Consider the following 16,559-nt stretch of genomic DNA (forward strand, 5'->3'; position numbering starts at 1 on the left):
GACGGCAAGGAGGAGGGTAGCTGTCAGACGCGCCGCAGTATGGCGTGGATCAGGCAGGAATCGGGCTGAAGCGCCAGTACGCGTAAGCGCTGGCAGTCGGCGGTGATGCACAGGCCAGCTTCGCTGCCCATCTGGCAGGTTGCACTGCCTTGGGTTTCGTAGCCGAGTTCGGCAGAAAAGCGGCCGCGGACAACGAGCAGCACGGTGGCGGCCACCCCATTCAGGTCAAGCTCGCAGTCTTGGTCAAGCCTGGCGAGTTCGGCTCGGGCGCTTCCGCGCCGAGCCATCACGTTGAAGAGCCGGGCCGGCCCGCCGGGCAGCTGTGCGCTCAGTGCAGTCTCGCCCGCGAAACTGCGCACGGAGCCTATCTGGTCGAAGACGAGGGGGGCTTGCGGAGCAGGGCCGCACAGGGTCAGTCCCGGGCCAAACACCAAGGCTGCCGTGCGGTCCACGCCGTCGAAGATCGAGAAAGCGCCTTCACTGCAGATGTCGGCCAAGCTCACGCGCCAGTCCCAATTGGCATCGTCGGCGGAGGGGTGCATCAGAAGCTCACGTGTGTAGCCACCGCCGTTGCGCCATGCCTGCGGCGCGACGTCCGCTAGGGTGAAGGGGCGCAAGCCGGGCGGCAGTCTGGATACGGTCATGATGGCAAGTTCCCGATGATCGTCCAGGGTCAGGCGGCAGCTGCTGGCAAACCGGATTCCAGCGAGGGCAGGGCTTCGAACAGATCGCCCACGATGCCATAGTCCGCGATCTGGAAGATCGGAGCATCCGGGTCCTTGTTGATGGCCACGATGCACTTGGCGTCTTTGATGCCGGCCAAGTGCTGGATGGCGCCGGAGATGCCGAGTGCGACGTACAGATCGGGTGCTACAACCTTGCCTGTCTGGCCGATTTGCACCGAGTTGGCCGCGAACCCGGCGTCAACCGCCGCACGCGAGGCGCCCACCGCGGCACCCAGGTGGTCTGCCAGGTGTTCGACCTTAGCCATGTTCTCGGCCGAGCCGACCCCACGCCCGCCAGCGACGACGATGCGTGCGCGGCTTAGGTCCGGGCGGGTGCTGGCGCTGCCTTCGCGGCCCAGGATGCTGGTGCGGACGTCCGCTTCGACGGCCGGGACGTCCTGGACCGGTGCCACCGTAGCTGATGTTGGAGCAGCCGGGAATGCGCTGGCCCGCACGGTGAGGAAGGTCGATGTGGCGATAGGCTGGACCCGGGTCACGACTGCGCCGGCATAGGCCGGACGCTCAAGCCAATCGGCTGAGGTCCGGGTGACGTCAGACAGATACGCGGCACCGGCAAGCGCCGCCGCGCGCGGCAGCGCCGCGCGCGCCTGAAGGCTGTGTGTGGCCAGGACCCAGGCATAAGGGGCAGCGAGCGCGGCCACTTGCCGGCCCAGCGTCTCGGCATTGAGCGCTGCGAATGCCGGGGCGTCAGCCGTGAGGACGACACAAACGCCAGCTAGTGTCGCGGCTTGGGCGGCGACGGCCGCGACTTCGTGGCCGACCACCAGCAGGTGCACTTGGCCGCCGGCGGCCAATGACTGAGCGGCGGTCACGACGCAGGCAGTGGAGGCGTCAAGTTGCTGCCCGTCGTGGGAGGCAAGAATGAGAGCGTTCATGGCGGTGACTCCGGAAGTCATGATTGCAGGACGGGCAGGGCACGCAGCTGCTCGATCAGCGCGGGCAGTCCGTCGAGTTTGATGCCAGCCTGGCGAGCCGGTGGTTCGCCCACGTGCAATTGCCGCACCGTGGCCGGCGCGCTGTCATCCAGCGCGGCGGGGACCTGTGCGATGATCGCCTTCTTGGCACGCATCATCGCGGGCAGGGTGATGTTGCGTGGGTCGCACAAGCGCAGATCGACGCTGAGCACAGCAGGCAAGTTCACGGCCAATCGCTCGGTGCCGCTATCCGCGTCGCACGAGACCTTGAGTTGCCGGCCTTCGACATGCAATTGGCTGACCGAGACTGCTTGCGGCCAGTCGAGCAGCGCGGCCAGCATCGGACCGGTGGCGCCCAAATCGTCGTCGATGTCCTGCTTGCCGCACAGGACCAGGTCCACGCGTTCGCCCGCGACGAAAGCGCGCAGCAGCCGCGCGGTGTGTAGTGGCTCCAGCGGCACGCCGCCGGTGTCCACCAGCACGGCCGCATCCGCGCCAATGGCCAGCGCGGCACGCAGCACGTCCTGTGCGACCGCTGCGCCGCATGCGATGGCGGTGACTTTCGTGGCCAAGCCCTGCTCCTTGAGGCGCACGGCCTGTTCCATGGCGACTTCATCGAAAGGATTGATCGACATCTTGACGCCGGTCGTGTCGACGCCGGAGCCATCGCTTTTGACGCGCACTTTGACGTTGTGGTCGATCACACGCTTGACGGGTACGAGGACATGCATGGCTGGATTCTGATCGGTACTCAAAGAGTTGGATGGGACGGAAGTGAGTTAGGACAACAAAACTCAAGAAACGGCACCCAGGCCGTATTTGCCAGTCAGCAGGCCGCCAGTGCGGAAACGCTCGAGCGCATAAGGCGCGATATCGACATCGGTCTGCAGGCCGAGAGCGCATTGCGCCAGCATCAGGCCGACGGCAGGTGAGAGCTTGAAGCCGTGGCCGGAGAAGCCGTAGCCGACCACGAGCCCAGCCAGGTCGGGCAGGCGACCGAGAACCGGGTTCCAGTCGGGCGTGACGTCGTAGACGCCGGTCCAGGAAGACGCCACGCCAGCAGTCTCAAAGCTCGGGAAGCGCTCGGCCACTTGGGAACCCACTTCCACCATGTAGTCCAGGCTGATGTCGCCCTGTTCGTTGTCGGGTGCGAGCAGGGTCTCGCCGACAATGCCCTCGCTGACGAGCATCTGGCTGCCGCCGTAGCTGCGGCAGTAGAGCATGCCTGGCGAGCCAAGGTCCTTGTAGACCGGCATCCGGAAGGTGTAGGCCTCGGGCCCTTCGAGCGCGAGAACACTGTGGCGCTCGGGTACCACCGGGCTGGCGATGCCGGTCCATTGCTCGATGTCGCGGGCCCAGATGTTCTGCGTGCTGATGACCGTGTCCGACAGGAAGGTGCCCACCGAGGTCGCGACGCCCACCGTCTTGCCATTGTCGACCAGCAGCTTCTCCACCTCGACACCTTCCATCATCTTCACACCCATGCGACGCGCAGCGCGGGCGAAGCTGGTCGCTACCAAGTACGCATCGGCGAAGCCCGCCTCGGGCTCGTAGCCGATAAGCGCGGCATCGTCGAAACGGGCGATGGGCAGCCGGCTTTCGGCTTCCTGGCGTGTCAAGTAGCGTACCTCGATGCCTTGATCACGCTGGGCTTGCAAGGCCGACTGCAATGGCTCAAGCTTGGGGCCTTCGGGCGCCGCAATGAGATAGCCGCACTTGACCAGGCCCGAGGAAGCGTCTTCGTCGCCGAGGTAGTTGGCGAAGTCGTTGAAGACGTTCCACGAGGCTTGCGCGAGCCTGACGTTCTCGATGACCGAGTAGTGCGTACGAAGAATGCCGCTAGATTGAGAGGTCGTGCCCGCGCCGATCTGCGTGCGGTCGAGCACCAGGACCCGGCTACAGCCCAGCCGGGCCAAGTGGTAGGCCACCGAAGTGCCGATGACACCGGCGCCAACCACGATTGCGTCAAAACTCTCCATGTCTGCTCCGAGTAGCTTGAGATTTGACGCAAGCATATGCAGGACGGCTTGGGTGCCGTGCAAGTGAAGATAATCTAATACAGATTATTAGCTTTTGTGTTGTTGTGGCCGATGTGCTGCGGCTCAGGCGAATATGTCAGCCAGCCCCTAGCTTGGAGGTCATAAATATGCAGAGCAGTTCGTTGCAGATGCGCCGCGAAAGAGTGATGCCCGACCTCCACGCGCTGGAAACCTTCATGACTGTTTGCGAGGTGGGCTCAATGGCACTCGCCGCACAGCGGATGGGCGTGAGCCAGAGTGCCGTCAGCCAGATGATCAAGGTGCTGGAGGGAGCCTACGGCGTGCAACTGCTCGATCGCGAGGTGCGGCCAGCCAGGACGACACGTGCTGGCAACATCCTGCTGGAGATGGCCGACAGCCTCCTTGCTGATGCGCGCAACATCTCTAACCGTCTCAGGCAGAGTGTGCGCCAGGATCATGCCCAGCTCCGGCTGGGCTGCGTGGATTCGTTTGCGGCCACTGTCGGCCCCTCACTGATTCGCGCGCTGTCGGGTTCGGCCCGCCAGCTTCAGCTCTGGTCGGGACTTACGCCTAGCTTGAATACACAGCTACTGGCGCGCGACCTCGATCTGGCGGTATGCACCGAGGTGCCGTCCGATCCCCGCGTGGCACAGCGCATGCTCTTCTCCGAAGCCTGGGTCGCCGTGCTGCCACGAGGCGCGGACAGCTCTGCGCTGCGAGAGGCTCTGGACATCAAACGCCAGGCGCAACTGCTACCGCTGATCCGCTATACCTCGCGCTCCGTCATTGGGCAGCAAGTCGAACGATTCCTGCGCCACCTGGGCGTCGAGATGCCACAGCGTTTTGCTTTTGACGCGACCGATCCCTTGCTAAGCGTGGTGGCCGCCGGTCTGGGCTGGGCCATCAGCACGCCGTTGTGCCTTTGGCAGTCGCGTGCTTGGCTGGACCAAGTCCAGGTGGTGGCGCTGCCGCCATCCAGGCTGGGCCAGCGCGAGTTTCATCTACTGTACCGCGATGCGCAATGGTCGCAGACCGCCGACGAGATTGTGCGTTTGACCCGCACGACGCTCGAACTGGATCTGTTGCCAGCCTTGCGCGCGGCTATGCCCGCGCTTTCTTCCGGCGCGCTAGTCGTGAGCGCGCCATTTCCAACCCCTTGAAGACATCATCATGAGCACGCCTGTTTTTGAACTCCACCAGGGCACGTTGCCGCTGCTGATCTCGATTCCTCACCTGGGCCGGCGCTTGCCCGAGGAGATCCTGCCGTCCTTGTCGGAGGAAGCCAGCATTGTCAGCGACACAGACTGGCATCTTGACCGGCTCTACGGATTCGCCCAAGACCAGGGTTATTCGGTGCTCAATGCGACGCTCTCTCGCTACGCTATTGATCTCAATCGACCGCCAACCGGAGAAAGCCTGTACCCGGGGCAGACGACGACCGGCCTGTGCCCGATTGAAACCTTCAAGGGCGTGCCGCTCTATCGGCCCGGTCAGATGCCTGACGACGCGGAGATCGCTCGCCGCCGTGAGACCTACTGGCGGCCCTATCATCAGGCGCTGCGCGCCGAGCTGGACCGGCTCGTCCGGCTGCATGGCTGCGTCTTGCTGTGGGAAGCGCATTCCATCGCCAGCGTGCTGCCGCTGCTGTTTGAGGGCACGCTGCCGGACCTCAATCTGGGGACCAACTCGGGCGCCTCCTGTGCCGACGCGGTGCTGCGGGCCGCGCTGGCTCCGCTGGCCACCATGCCCGGAGGGCGGGGCTATACCTATGTTGCCAATGGCCGTTTCACGGGAGGCTACATTACGCGACATTACGGCGAGCCGCACAAGTGCGTCCATGCCATCCAGCTGGAAATGGCGCAATGCCTCTATATGGACGAAGAAGCCCCCTTTAACTATCGATCGGAACTGGCCGAACAGGTCCAGCCGCTGCTAAAGGCCATGCTAGCTGGGGCACTGGAGCAGATCCAGAGTATCGGCCGCGCGTCTTGATCTGCAGTGCTGTCACTCTCTATTGGTGCAACATGAGGGCGCGCCGTCGCACGCATGACGGCGTTGCCGGCCCTCGCCCTTGATTCCCTCGCGCACGACACTGGCGTTCCGCTGGCGCGTGAAGGCTCCCCGCCCCAGGTCTATGCCATGCTGCCGCACCATGAGGGTCACAAATAACGGTGTGAGCTGATGGCCGGCTGTCGGGCGGTCCGTCCCCGCACTGCCCAAGAGTGCCGGACGGACCATAGGCGCGGGGGGCCTGGTCCTGTCGTGCGCAATTGCCAGTCTCAATGGCTGGCGTGCACCAGCGGCGCGTGCGCCAATCCGATGGAACGATATGCCCACGCTTTCGGTGCCTCATCGCCCCGGCTCAGCTCCCGGCGCTGACCGGACCATTCCTTTCCAGATTCACCGGACCACGTTCCCACGCACCATTGGCAAGTGCGCGAGCGCATTGCGCCCCATTGCGGCGCGGCAACTTCGTAATCTTTTAAGTACTTCTTAATAGGAATATTTAATTCCCAGCATGAATACTGGCATGGTACTTGCGCAATGGTGAGAAGTTGGCCAGCGGGCCACGTTTTTCACCATTGACTGGAATGCCATGACAAGCTCTGCAAGACACGGAATTCGCACGGGAGGTGCCCTTTTTGCGTTGATGGCCAGCTCCTGCTGGGCTCAGACAGCGAAGGCCGTACCAACCATCAGTGCTGGCGACACCGCCTTTGTTTTCACATGTGCATTGGTCGTTTTGCTGATGACGCTGCCCGGCCTGGCCTTGTTTTACGCCGGCTTGGCGCGCGCAAAGAACGTGCTGTCGGTTTTGACGCAAGTGTTTGCCGTAGCGTCGCTCATCTGTGTGCTGTGGGCCATCTATGGCTACAGCTTCGCGTTTGCGGATGGCGGGGACTGGCAGGCCTATATCGGCGGGGCTTCCAAACTCTTCTTGAGCGGAGTGACGCCGGAGTCGGTTCACGGCACCATCCCCGAACTGCTGTACTTCTTGTTCATGATGATGTTCGCGGCAATCACGCCAGCCATCATCGTGGGTGGCTTCGCCGAACGCATGAAGTTCTCGGCAGTGCTGGTGTTCATGACCGTCTGGTTCACCATCAACTACGTGCCCATGGCGCATATGGCCTGGGGCGGCGGGTGGGTCTTCGTCTGGGGGAGCCAGGACTTCGCTGGCGGCAACGTGGTGCACATCAATGTCGGCATCGCGGCCCTGGTGGCGGCCTGGATGGTTGGACCGCGCAAGGGCCTGCATGCCACCGCCATGGCACCGCACAACATGACCATGACCATGACTGGCGGCTCCTTGCTGTGGGTGGGCTGGCTTGGATTCTGCGGCGGCTGCGCCCTATTGGCCAATGGCTTTGCCATGCTCGTCATCGTGAACACCATGCTCGCGGGAGCAGCGGGCGCCATGTCGTGGCTGTTCATCGAATGGTTGCACCGTGGCAAGCCCAGCTTGTTGGGCGTTGTCACGGGTGCAGTCGCCGGCCTAGTAGGTATCACACCAGCATGCGGATTTGTCGGGCCCATGGGGGCGTTGATGGTCGGTGCCATCGCCTCGCCTTGCTGCATCTGGGCGGTCGAGAAGCTCAAGCCCGCGCTAGGGCTGGACGACTCCTTCGACGTGTTTGCGGTGCATGGCGTTGGTGGCATTGTCGGCGGCCTGCTTACGACCATGTTTGCCTTGCCCGCTTTGGGCGGCGTCGGCTTGCCCGAAGCGCGGGACTTCGGCGGGCAGATGCTGGTCCAGGTTGGCGCTATTGGTTTCAGCATCCTGTTCTGCCTGGCCACGAGCTACATCGCACTCAAGGTGGCCTCGCTGTGCTGCCGCGGGCTGCGTGTGGACGAAGACAAAGAAGTCGAGGGGCTCGACACATCCGAACATGGCGAAACTGGCTACAAGCTACCCGCCTGACCCCTTCCACTTGAACTCGCGAGGCAGCCTCATGGCGATCAAATTTATTGCCGCGATTATCAAGCCCTTCAAGCTTGACGACGTCAGGAACGCGCTGGCGGGCGTCGGCATACAGGGGCTCACGGTGACCGAGGTCATTGGCTGTGGCCTGCAGAACGGTCATACAGAACTGTGCCGCGGCGCGGAGTATGTGAAGGACCTTCTGCCCAAGCTCAAACTGGAACTGGCCGTCGACGGTGTCTTGGCCGATCGCGCAATCGACGCGATCCGGTGGTCCGTGCTCACTGGCAAGCTCGGCGACGAGAAAATCGTTGTGCACAGCGTGGCGGATGTCCGCTGCATCCGCACTGGTGAGCGGGGGCACGATGCTGTCCGATGACCGCTTCCCCTTAAAAGCCGCGGCGAATGCGCACACCATGCAGCCCCGCCGCGCGCGCCTAACAGGCGAACCGCACCCCGCCCGCGAAATCGCGCTCCCAACCCGGTGGCGGCAGGCGGAAGCCGGTCGTAGCAGCTAGCACAGCCACTGTCATTAGTCATCTCCATAGGCCAGTTCGCGAGCACGCGACGAGAGCATGCTATTGCCGTATTCCGAAATACTCATTCAGTAATCAATTTATAGCGACAATAAAAGGGGAGTTTTATGAAAAGAAATGTTATCAATAGGAAAAAAACCGCTGGAAAGTATGAAAAAAAGACAGGTAATTGGCTTTCGGTTGTGCTCCTGCCGGCTGCGGTACTAGGTGCGAGTCACGCCATTGCAGGGGACCTTCATGGCAGCATCGCGGTTCTGAGCCATTACAAATGGGCGGGTGCGGACCAGGACTTCTATGAGGACAAGGCGATTTTCCCGACCCTGCAGGCAAGTTTGTTTTACGGGTTCGACAACGGAATTTACCTCGGGAATTGGTCCTCTACCATCAAGATGGTGGACAACAACCGGATAGATTCGACGACATACCTCGGGTATCGCTCAAAGCTCGGTCCCGGAGTTTACGACATCAGTGTCGGCTATAACTTCTATCCGGGCGCGGCGTACTTGAACACCACATCGTTGTACGCCATATATTATCTTCAAAATTTCTCCATTAAATGGACCGGAGTAATCAGTAAGTATTACGTCGGGCTTCCTGATGGACGGGGCCGGCAGGCTTTGGCTCTGGAGGGCTGGAAGAATCTGACCGAGAAAATTGTGGTGAAGGGCGAGATCGGCCGCTTGCTATTGCCGGTTGGGCTAAAAGATCAAGGGTTAAAGGACAAATACTATTTTTTGGTCGGGGTCGACTATAAATGGCGGGATGACATGACATTGGGGCTGGTGTATACCGGCGCCTCCACTGTGGGTGGCCCGAATGTCGGGTGGAGAAACAAACCGCGTTTCGTCGCATCAGTCACCTATTCGTTCTAGCCGTTTTTCCCCAAATGCCCGTGTAAATCCTTGTTGCGAGGCCAGTCCAGAGACGGTTCGCAACTCCTCTTTAGGGTGCCCCCATGTCCAGTACAACTCTTGGCAATACCGCGGTCGGACAATCATCCGCGGCTCGATGGGTCGCGCTTGCGGTCCTTTTCCTGACGCTTGCCATGTCCTTTTTCGACCTCACGTGCGCCAACATTGCGCTGCCGTCGATCCGCAAAGGGCTAGGTCTGTCCGAGGCTGCGTCGTCCTGGGTCCTCGCCGGCTACGCGCTCGCCTACGCGCTCTCCCTGGTGCCAGGAGGCAGGCTGGGCGACCGCTACGGCCACAAGTGGGTGTTCCTCCTGGGCACCTTGCTCTACGTGCTCACCGGAATTGCCGTCTCCCTAGCCTCGGACGAACGCCATCTGGTAGTGTTCCGCCTGCTCCACGGCGTTGCCGGTGGATTGATGATTCCGTCGATTGCCGCACTCATCCAGGTGATGTTCCACGGTGCCGAGCGCGCGCGGGCATTCGGCTTCTACGCTTTCGTCGTGGCATTCGCTGCACTTTTCGGTCCCATCATCGGCGGTTGGATCATCGAGACGGTCGGCATGGAGAATGGCTGGCGCTGGGCCTTGGCATACGGCTTGTCGCTGGGTGTCCTCGCCATCCTGCTGGGTATTCCCACCTTGCCTGGCAAGAGCAGCGCGGCAGAAGGGCTGGGACGTTTCGACTTGCTCGGGTCCATCCTGATGTCGCTGGCGGTGGTCGGATTCTTCGTACCCTTGATTCAAATCAGCAACGGCCAAGTGGCCTGGTGGGCGTCGATCAGCGCGATCGCTGCCGTGCTGCTGCTGATCGCCTTCATTCTCTGGGAGCGCCGCCTTGAGCGGGCCAACGCGTTCCCGCTGTTGCCACTGAGCCTGTTCAGGGAGACGACGTTCTCCTTCGGCCTGGCTTCGGCATTTCTGACGTTCGCGAGTTTCACCGGCTCCATCTATATTGCCTTCGCGGTCATATGGCAAAGCGGCCGGGGCGAGGGTGCCCTTGCGGCGGCGCTGGTGATTCTGCCTTTCTCGCTCGGTAGCTCCATCGGGCCTCTGGTCGGCGATCGATTGGCCAACATGCTCAAGCGCTGGGTCATCCCCGCATCCCTCTTGATGCTGTCGGGCGGCTACCTGGTCAGCTACCTCATCCTGCGGGCCGATCCCCATGTCAGCCCGGCCGTGCTTATCGTGCCATTGTCTGTCGCCGGCTTTGGCAGTGGTGTCTTCTTCAGTCTGAACATGGCGTCGACGCTCTTGACGGTCGCGGGCCGCAACGCCGGCAGCGCGGTGGGCATGCTGGTGACTGTACAGCGCATCGGCGCGGCACTCGGATCCGCGATCGTGATCCTGCTGATCTCCCAGCCGGGGCCAGGCGGGCCGCAGGACTTCGGGCCGGAGACGATGCTTCGCACCGGGACGAGTTCGGTCCTGCTCTGCGCGTTGCTTGCTGGCGCGGCTTTAGTTATCAGTGTGATTGAAGTGCTGGGCACGCGGGGGCGCGCACGAACGCAATCGTGAGGTCCGCAATGGGCTAGGCCAGCGGCAGCAGGCTGAATGCATTGAACCTGTTTGTCGCGACGATCGCGCGGAAGCCCGGCCCGGGTGTCCGCGCGATTGTGGGTTAAGGTGTAATGGATGCCGGTGCTGGCCGTGTTTGCGCCTGGCCAAGGCAGAGCAGCTGATTCACAATCGCCCGGAGCCGTCGGCGTTTACTGCGCAATCGAGTCCAAGCACATGAGTGCTACGACCCTGCGCGTCAGCTTCCATTCTTCCGGATAGGCAACCTTGGCGGCGCTATGCCTTGGCGCAATCAAACCTACAGGCGAACTACCCATTCACTTGGCCAGCCTGCCTGCTCGCCCAAGCTCATCCGGTCGTGCAGCCTGCGTACAGACCCGATCGCCGCAATCCCCCCGTCGTAAAAATCGGGGTCTCCAAGCATCAGGCTCCAATAAAGAATGCCAGTCAGCGTTTGCTGACTGGCATTCGATCCTGGATGGCTTGCTTCATGGTCAGGCATTCAACCAAGGCCTGGGAACCTGTGCCAGGAGACCAGGTTTCACGATCAACGCGCCAGCAAGGATTGCTGTCTGGCTGCCTGGACCGTGTTGGCCATGAGGTTGGCGATGGTCATGGGTCCTACGCCGCCGGGCACCGGCGTGAGCGCAGAGGCCACTGCAGCGACATCGTCGTAGGCGACATCGCCGACTAGCCGGGTCCTGCCCTGTTCCTGGACGCGGTTGATGCCTACGTCAATGACCACAGCGCCAGGCTTGATCCAGTCGGACGTGATCAGGCCTGGCCGGCCTGTAGCGACCACCACGATGTCGGCAAGCCGACATAGCGCCGCACCGTTGAGCGAGCGTGAATGCAGGATGGTCACTGTGCAGTCGGCCTTTAGCAGCAGCGCCGCCATGGGCTTGCCCACGATATTGGATCGACCGATGATTACGGCATGCTTGCCAGCGAGGTCGGCAACGGTTCCTTGGAGCAGTTGCAGGCAGCCTGCGGGCGTGCAGGGGACGAACGAGGGCAAACCTTGGGCCAGCGAGCCGACATTGTGGCTGTGAAACCCATCCACGTCCTTGAGCGGATCCAGTGACTGGATTACAGCCTGCTCGCTGATATGGCGTGGAAGCGGCAACTGCACTAGGATACCGTGCACAGAGGCGTCCAGATTGATCGACTCGATCAGCGCGAGCAGGCGGTCCTGGCTGGTGTCGGCCGGCAGGCGGTGCTCGGTCGAGAGGATACCGACTTCCCGTGCCCTTTGGACCTTGTTGCGGACGTAGACGTCGCTGGCTGGATCCTCGCCTACGAGGATCACCGTCAGGGATGGGACGATGCCGTTCGCCTTGAGTCTGTCGACTTCGCTGGCCGTGACGGCCAAAAGCTCGGCTGCGGCTAGTTTGCCGTCGATGCGCATTGCACTCATCGGAACACTACCGTCTTGTCGTGGTTGGCGAACACGCGGTGCTCGAGGTGGTACTTCACTGCGCGGGCCAATGCCACGGTTTCGGTGGCGCGGCCCACGGCGACCAGATCGTCGGGCCGGTATGTGTGGTCGACGCGCTGCACTTCCTGCTCGATGATCGGGCCTTCATCGAGATCGCCCGTCACGTAATGGGCCGTCGCGCCGATGAGCTTGACGCCCCGTTCATGAGCCTGGTGATAGGGTTTGGCACCCTTGAAGCCGGGTAGAAACGAGTGATGGATGTTAATGGCGCGTCCTGCAAGCTGGCTACAGAGATCGTTGGACAAGACCTGCATGTAGCGCGCCAGCACTACGAGCTCGGTTTGTGTTTCGCGCACAATCTTCATCAGCTCGGCTTCCTGTGCGGCTTTGGTCTCCTTGGTGACCGGAAGATAGACGAAGCGCAGACCCTCGCGTTCGACCATGGGACGCAGGTCAAGATGGTTGGAGACCACGGCGGTGATGTTCAAGCCGATCTCGCCCTTGCTCCGGCGATAGAGCAAATCGGCCAGGCAGTGGTCGAATTTGCTGACCATTAGCAGCACCTTCATCGGCTCGGCGCTGGAAAACAGCTCCCATTCCATGCCGAAGTGTTCGGCGACGGGGCCAAAGCCGCTGCGGATCGCCGCGATGTCCGAGCGAGCTGTTGCAGAGAGGCGGAAGACTCCGCGCATGAAGAAGCGGCCGGTGTCTTCGTCGTCAAACTGGGCCAGTTCGCTAATGTAGCAACCCTGTTCCGCTAGATAGGAAGTGATGGAAGCCACGATGCCCGTGGTCGCGGGGCAAGTGATTTTGATGACGTAGTGGGTTGGAGAGGAAGTGTCCATGGGGAGGCTTATCGGGGCAGCATTCAGGGGGATGGTTGCGGGATCAGCCCTTGGCGGTACGCTTGCCCTTGGACGGGTCGTCGAAGGGCATGGGTTGCGCGGTGGCGGTGGATGTCAGACTGCCGCGCACATGCAGCGCAGTTCCCGCCACTGCGCTGTCGACCTCGAGCCGGGCGATAGCGAGCGAGCGCTGCGTCAGCCGCGAGTACATGGCGCAGGTGATGACGCCGACCTGCTGCCCGTCGCGCCAAAGGGTGTCGCCGCTGGCTGCGGCTTGCTGGCTGTCGACCTGCACGCCGAAGATCTTGAAGCGCTCGCGGCCCTGGAGACGATAGTGCTCTTCTGCTCCGCGAAATCCCCGCTTGCCCGGGGATACCGTGAAGTCCAGACCCAGCTCCCACAGACTGTCGCCAGGCTTCTCGTCGGCGAAGGGATACATTTCAGAGTTGTCGTAGGGGTAGAACAGCAGGTAGCTTTCGACACGCAGCCAGTCCAGCGCCGTAAATGCGCATGCAATGATGCCTGCAGGCTTGCCTTGTTCGAGGATGGTGTCCCAGATCAGGGGGGCATCGGCTGCCTTGCAGAAGATCTCATAGCCGCGTTCGCCGGTGTAGCCGGTGCGCGAGATCGTCACCGGCCGGCCGAACAGGCGGCTCTGGATGTGGTGGAAGTAGTTCAGGTCGCGGATGCCCGGGACATGCTCGGCCAGGAAGTCAACGGCCAGCGGGCCCTGCAATGACAGGTTGTGCAGGTCGTCATCGAACAACACCGCGACTTGCTTGCCCTGCGCGCCGCGGGTAAGGCATTCGTAGCCCGTGCCCGCACCGTGGACTACCATGAAGGCGTTGGGGCCGGTCCTGTAGATGACGCCGTCGTCGATGAACTTACCTTCTTCGTTGAGAAAGGCCGCGTACACGGACTTGCCGGGGTAGACCTTGGAAATGTCGCGGGTGCAAGCGTAGTCGAGCAGGCTCTCCGCATGCGGGCCGACGTAGTGCACTTTCTTCAGGCCGGAGACGTCCATGAGGCCCGCGCGCGTGCGGATGGCCTCGTGGTGATCCGCCAGCCCGGTGTCGTAGGTCCACGCCGTGCCCATGCCATTCCAGTCCTCGAGCTTAGAGCCCAGTGCGCGGTGGCGGTCGGCGAGTGCGGAAATACGCCAGGAATTGGCCATGTGATGTTCTCCAGTCTGGTTGATGTGTGATTCGACAGCGCCGTGGCGCGGTGTTCGTGCGTGCGTTCAGGATGCTTCGGGATCGAAGGGGCGCAGCCATTCGAGTAGTTGTGGGCGGTACCGGCTGATGCCCTTGTAGTCGGCAATGGGTTCGGGGAGGTCGCGTATCACGCGATACAGGCGCTGCCCCCAGCCGGGTTGCGTGACGATCTCGTCTAGGCTGGCGAGGTAGGTGCGGATGCCGAAAAGCAGGGCGTGGCTGCGCGGGAGGCGTGCCATGAGCTGCATCTCCACGCGCAGGTGCACTTTGCGACCGGCATTTTGCGCGGTGACCGTGCCGCGATCGGCGCCCCACTCGTGGTAGGTTTCCGAGGAGGTGTCCAGGCGCGGGTTGATGGTGAGCGTCCAGTTGAGGCGGCGCACGGGGTGGCCGACCTGGATGTTGAGCAGGAACTTGAGCGCGCGATCGAAGACGCCAAGCTGGTGCGCCAGCGGCACGGGCGAATGCCATTGCTTGAAGCTCATGCCGGCATCGAAGGCGAGAGACCAGTCAGCCGGGGCGGTGATGACGCCGGCATCCATGAAGAGGTCGCCATCGCGTTGGTCGAGCAGAGCGATGTCGCCCTGCGCCTGACGCATGATGTACTCCAGCGGTTCGTAGGGCAACGTGTCTGCCTGCCCAAAGACAAACGATTGATCCAGTCCCAGCGCTTTGTTGGTCCAGTGCCATTGATCGCCCTGGCGCTCGAGCGCGAACCACTCGGGATAGTCCTGGCTCATATGCTCCATGTACAGTTCCAGCGCATCCCAAGCGGCGACTTGCATATGCGGCATGACGATGCTGCGGCGCGGGTCTTTTTCCAGGACCATAGAGCGCTCGGCCATCTCGGAGCGGTAGTGTTCGTCAATGTCGAACTGATGCTCAAAAATCGAACCGGGGTCGCGCGAGGCCGCCGGTTCGATGTTCACCGAATACATGTACTTGTCTTCGGTGAACGGAAATGGAAAGCGAGCGATGGCTTCCGGGCTATTGCGATAAGTGAAGGCTTCACGGAAGCTTTGCGTCGTGGAGGCGAGCTTGAGGGCCATGGACTGGGATCCTTCCTATAAATCGAGTAGCAAGGGAGAGCGACCGCCGCAGCGCGAAACGCAGGGCATCAACATCTGCGCTTGTTCGTCGCTGGAAAGGTAGTGGTCCCGGTGTTCGATGTCGCCGCCGAGATGGCGAGTAGCGCATTGGCCGCAGACGCCACCACGACAGAGGTTGGGGACTTCGATGTCGGCTTGCTCCAGTGCTTCGAGCAGGCTCTGGTTTGCGTCCACCTGGATGCTGCGTTGGCTGCGCACCAGATCGACCGTGAACGATTGCCCGGGTTGGGGGGCCGCGAAGGCTTCGAAATGGACCAAACTCGGATGCCAGCCCAATGCCCTGGCGCATTCGCGGACGCCCGCGATGAGACGCTCCGGCCCGCAGCAATACACATGCGAGCCGAGGGCACGGTGGCCGAGCACCTCGCTGAGCAACAGCGGCTTGCCCTGTTTTGCGTCATAGGCGTGGAAGCGCTCGCCCAGGCGCTGGCTCAGCTCGTCGACATAGGCGTCGGTCAGGCCGGTCCGATAGGCGTAGTGCAGTTCAAAATTCGCATTGCGCCGCTCCAGGTCCTCGATATAGCTCATGAATGGCGTGATGCCGATGCCGCCTGCGATCAGAATGTGGCGCTGGGCAAGTGAGTGCAGTGCAAACAGATTGGACGGCGTTGTGATCTCCAGGCTGTCGCCTTCACGGACTTGCTCATGCAGATAGCGTGATCCGCCGCGAGACGCTTCCTGCAAGCGCACGGCGATACGGTAATGCGAATGGTCATGTGGGTCGCTGACCAATGAGTATGCATTGCGCAGGACGCGGTCCAACGTAGGTAGCCGTACCTGGATGTTGCTGCCAGCAGAGAATCTCGGGAGCTTGCCGACCGTAGGCGCCAGCATGAACTCGCGAATCAGCGGCGTGAGCTGCCTGCTCGCAGCTACCTTGACTTGAATCGTCCTCGTCATGCTTGGCCTCTCGCATAGGGGTTGTCCGCATCCGCGACTACGCCCATGTACGCGCCCAGCCGCCTCGAGAAGTGGTCGCGCACCATCAGCCTCACGCCACACCGGCAACAGTTGAGTTCGCTCTGGGCGGCCTGCTGCAGCGTGGCGCAATGCACGCAGTACACGGGGCGTGTTTCACTCGCGCAGCACGAGACGCTGATCTGCTGCGGTTGCATCCCAAACTGTTGCGCAGCGTTGTACAGACACCAGACTTGGTGCTCGGCGCCTGACAGATAGAGATGCGTGCCGGCGCGGGCGACGCGTAGCGCGGCTTCCAGGGCCTTCGCCAGTGTGGCCTGGTCGTCGGCTCCGGGGCTAGCGGCCGTTAGCAGCGTATGCCGTTCGGCTACCTTGGCACTTAACTCGGCTGCGAACAGCTCGTCTTCACGGGACGGCGCACTTGCCCATACCACGATGTGGTGTCGTGCGGTGCCATGCATGGCGTGCGCCTGGTAGTCAGGCCTGCTGTAA

Annotated in this window: 17 protein-coding genes; 6 read left to right on the plus strand and 11 right to left on the minus strand. The window is 62.2% G+C overall.

What is annotated here, in order from left to right; genetic code table 11:
• Window positions 1–23: 23 nt before the first annotated feature.
• The 4 genes from AC1RQC_RS31845 to AC1RQC_RS31860 all read right to left on the minus strand — a co-directional run bounded on the left by AC1RQC_RS31845 (window position 24) and on the right by AC1RQC_RS31860 (window position 3,639).
• Window positions 24–644: a HutD/Ves family protein gene (locus tag AC1RQC_RS31845; RefSeq protein ID WP_492808743.1), complete on the minus strand. Its 621-nt coding sequence runs from the start codon at window positions 642–644 to the stop codon at window positions 24–26.
• A 29-nt stretch (window positions 645–673) separates the two neighbouring features.
• Window positions 674–1,621, minus strand: a complete 948-nt coding sequence (locus AC1RQC_RS31850; protein WP_492808744.1) for an electron transfer flavoprotein subunit alpha/FixB family protein — start codon at window positions 1,619–1,621, stop codon at window positions 674–676.
• Window positions 1,622–1,638: 17 nt separating this feature from the next.
• Window positions 1,639–2,391, minus strand: coding sequence for an electron transfer flavoprotein subunit beta/FixA family protein (locus tag AC1RQC_RS31855; protein ID WP_492808746.1), 753 nt, complete (start codon window positions 2,389–2,391; stop codon window positions 1,639–1,641).
• Window positions 2,392–2,454: 63 nt separating this feature from the next.
• Window positions 2,455–3,639, minus strand: a complete 1,185-nt coding sequence (locus tag AC1RQC_RS31860) for an NAD(P)/FAD-dependent oxidoreductase (RefSeq protein ID WP_492808748.1) — start codon at window positions 3,637–3,639, stop codon at window positions 2,455–2,457.
• A 167-nt stretch (window positions 3,640–3,806) separates the two neighbouring features.
• On the opposite strand from AC1RQC_RS31860, the gene AC1RQC_RS31865 reads away from it, so the two are divergent.
• From AC1RQC_RS31865 to AC1RQC_RS31890, 6 genes are all read left to right on the plus strand, one after another.
• Window positions 3,807–4,820 (plus strand): LysR family transcriptional regulator, encoded by a 1,014-nt coding sequence (locus AC1RQC_RS31865; protein ID WP_492808750.1) that lies wholly within the window; start codon window positions 3,807–3,809, stop codon window positions 4,818–4,820.
• A 10-nt stretch (window positions 4,821–4,830) separates the two neighbouring features.
• Window positions 4,831–5,652 carry an N-formylglutamate deformylase gene (gene hutG / locus AC1RQC_RS31870; protein ID WP_492808752.1) on the plus strand — a complete coding sequence of 274 codons (822 nt, stop codon included), beginning with the start codon at window positions 4,831–4,833 and terminating at the stop codon, window positions 5,650–5,652.
• A gap of 658 nt (window positions 5,653–6,310) precedes the next feature.
• Complete coding sequence (locus AC1RQC_RS31875) at window positions 6,311–7,582, plus strand: ammonium transporter (protein WP_492808753.1); 1,272 nt, start codon at window positions 6,311–6,313, stop codon at window positions 7,580–7,582.
• 37 nt (window positions 7,583–7,619) lie between these two features.
• On the plus strand, window positions 7,620–7,961 hold the full coding sequence (locus tag AC1RQC_RS31880) for a P-II family nitrogen regulator (protein ID WP_492809076.1): 342 nt from the start codon (window positions 7,620–7,622) through the stop codon (window positions 7,959–7,961).
• Between the two features lie 264 nt (window positions 7,962–8,225).
• A complete protein-coding gene (locus tag AC1RQC_RS31885; protein ID WP_492808755.1) occupies window positions 8,226–8,990 on the plus strand; it encodes a TorF family putative porin in 765 nt (254 codons plus the stop codon).
• Between the two features lie 83 nt (window positions 8,991–9,073).
• Entirely contained in the window at window positions 9,074–10,543 is a 1,470-nt protein-coding gene (locus tag AC1RQC_RS31890) for an MFS transporter (protein WP_492808757.1), read from the plus strand.
• A 298-nt stretch (window positions 10,544–10,841) separates the two neighbouring features.
• On the opposite strand, the gene AC1RQC_RS31895 is transcribed toward AC1RQC_RS31890, so the two are convergent.
• The 7 genes from AC1RQC_RS31895 to AC1RQC_RS31925 form a co-directional block, all read right to left on the minus strand.
• The gene (locus AC1RQC_RS31895; RefSeq protein ID WP_492808759.1) at window positions 10,842–11,045 is read right to left on the minus strand and encodes a hypothetical protein; all 204 of its coding nucleotides are present in this window, start codon (window positions 11,043–11,045) and stop codon (window positions 10,842–10,844) included.
• Between the two features lie 45 nt (window positions 11,046–11,090).
• The gene (locus AC1RQC_RS31900; RefSeq protein WP_492808760.1) at window positions 11,091–11,951 is read right to left on the minus strand and encodes a bifunctional 5,10-methylenetetrahydrofolate dehydrogenase/5,10-methenyltetrahydrofolate cyclohydrolase; all 861 of its coding nucleotides are present in this window, start codon (window positions 11,949–11,951) and stop codon (window positions 11,091–11,093) included.
• A 5-nt stretch (window positions 11,952–11,956) separates the two neighbouring features.
• Window positions 11,957–12,826 (minus strand): formyltetrahydrofolate deformylase, encoded by an 870-nt coding sequence (purU, locus tag AC1RQC_RS31905; protein WP_492808762.1) that lies wholly within the window; start codon window positions 12,824–12,826, stop codon window positions 11,957–11,959.
• 43 nt (window positions 12,827–12,869) lie between these two features.
• Entirely contained in the window at window positions 12,870–14,000 is a 1,131-nt protein-coding gene (locus AC1RQC_RS31910; RefSeq protein ID WP_492808764.1) for an aminomethyl transferase family protein, read from the minus strand.
• 66 nt (window positions 14,001–14,066) lie between these two features.
• On the minus strand, window positions 14,067–15,089 hold the full coding sequence (locus AC1RQC_RS31915) for a heme-dependent oxidative N-demethylase family protein (protein ID WP_492808765.1): 1,023 nt from the start codon (window positions 15,087–15,089) through the stop codon (window positions 14,067–14,069).
• 15 nt (window positions 15,090–15,104) lie between these two features.
• Window positions 15,105–16,049, minus strand: a complete 945-nt coding sequence (locus tag AC1RQC_RS31920; RefSeq protein WP_492808767.1) for a PDR/VanB family oxidoreductase — start codon at window positions 16,047–16,049, stop codon at window positions 15,105–15,107.
• Window positions 16,046–16,528: a dimethylamine monooxygenase subunit DmmA family protein gene (locus AC1RQC_RS31925; RefSeq protein WP_492808769.1), complete on the minus strand. Its 483-nt coding sequence runs from the start codon at window positions 16,526–16,528 to the stop codon at window positions 16,046–16,048. The genes AC1RQC_RS31920 and AC1RQC_RS31925 overlap by 4 nt, the downstream gene beginning before the upstream one ends.
• Window positions 16,529–16,559: the final 31 nt, after the last annotated feature.

The sequence above is a fragment of the Cupriavidus sp. GW822-FHT03E04 genome (assembly GCF_058801495.1).

Excerpts from the sequence above, each read along its gene's own strand:
- AC1RQC_RS31860 (WP_492808748.1), bottom strand. The coding sequence starts at position 3,639 with ATGGAGAGTTTTGACGCAATCGTGGTTGGCGCCGGTGTCATCGGCACT.
- AC1RQC_RS31915 (WP_492808765.1), bottom strand. The coding sequence starts at position 15,089 with ATGGCCCTCAAGCTCGCCTCCACGACGCAAAGCTTCCGTGAAGCCTTC.
- hutG (WP_492808752.1), top strand. The coding sequence starts at position 4,831 with ATGAGCACGCCTGTTTTTGAACTCCACCAGGGCACGTTGCCGCTGCTG.
- AC1RQC_RS31910 (WP_492808764.1), bottom strand. The coding sequence starts at position 14,000 with ATGGCCAATTCCTGGCGTATTTCCGCACTCGCCGACCGCCACCGCGCA.
- AC1RQC_RS31925 (WP_492808769.1), bottom strand. The coding sequence starts at position 16,528 with ATGCATGGCACCGCACGACACCACATCGTGGTATGGGCAAGTGCGCCG.
- AC1RQC_RS31885 (WP_492808755.1), top strand. The coding sequence starts at position 8,226 with ATGAAAAGAAATGTTATCAATAGGAAAAAAACCGCTGGAAAGTATGAA.
- AC1RQC_RS31855 (WP_492808746.1), bottom strand. The coding sequence starts at position 2,391 with ATGCATGTCCTCGTACCCGTCAAGCGTGTGATCGACCACAACGTCAAA.
- AC1RQC_RS31865 (WP_492808750.1), top strand. The coding sequence starts at position 3,807 with ATGCAGAGCAGTTCGTTGCAGATGCGCCGCGAAAGAGTGATGCCCGAC.
- AC1RQC_RS31850 (WP_492808744.1), bottom strand. The coding sequence starts at position 1,621 with ATGAACGCTCTCATTCTTGCCTCCCACGACGGGCAGCAACTTGACGCC.
- purU (WP_492808762.1), bottom strand. The coding sequence starts at position 12,826 with ATGGACACTTCCTCTCCAACCCACTACGTCATCAAAATCACTTGCCCC.
- AC1RQC_RS31845 (WP_492808743.1), bottom strand. The coding sequence starts at position 644 with ATGACCGTATCCAGACTGCCGCCCGGCTTGCGCCCCTTCACCCTAGCG.
- AC1RQC_RS31900 (WP_492808760.1), bottom strand. The coding sequence starts at position 11,951 with ATGCGCATCGACGGCAAACTAGCCGCAGCCGAGCTTTTGGCCGTCACG.
- AC1RQC_RS31895 (WP_492808759.1), bottom strand. The coding sequence starts at position 11,045 with ATGCCTGACCATGAAGCAAGCCATCCAGGATCGAATGCCAGTCAGCAA.
- AC1RQC_RS31875 (WP_492808753.1), top strand. The coding sequence starts at position 6,311 with ATGGCCAGCTCCTGCTGGGCTCAGACAGCGAAGGCCGTACCAACCATC.
- AC1RQC_RS31920 (WP_492808767.1), bottom strand. The coding sequence starts at position 16,049 with ATGACGAGGACGATTCAAGTCAAGGTAGCTGCGAGCAGGCAGCTCACG.
- AC1RQC_RS31890 (WP_492808757.1), top strand. The coding sequence starts at position 9,074 with ATGTCCAGTACAACTCTTGGCAATACCGCGGTCGGACAATCATCCGCG.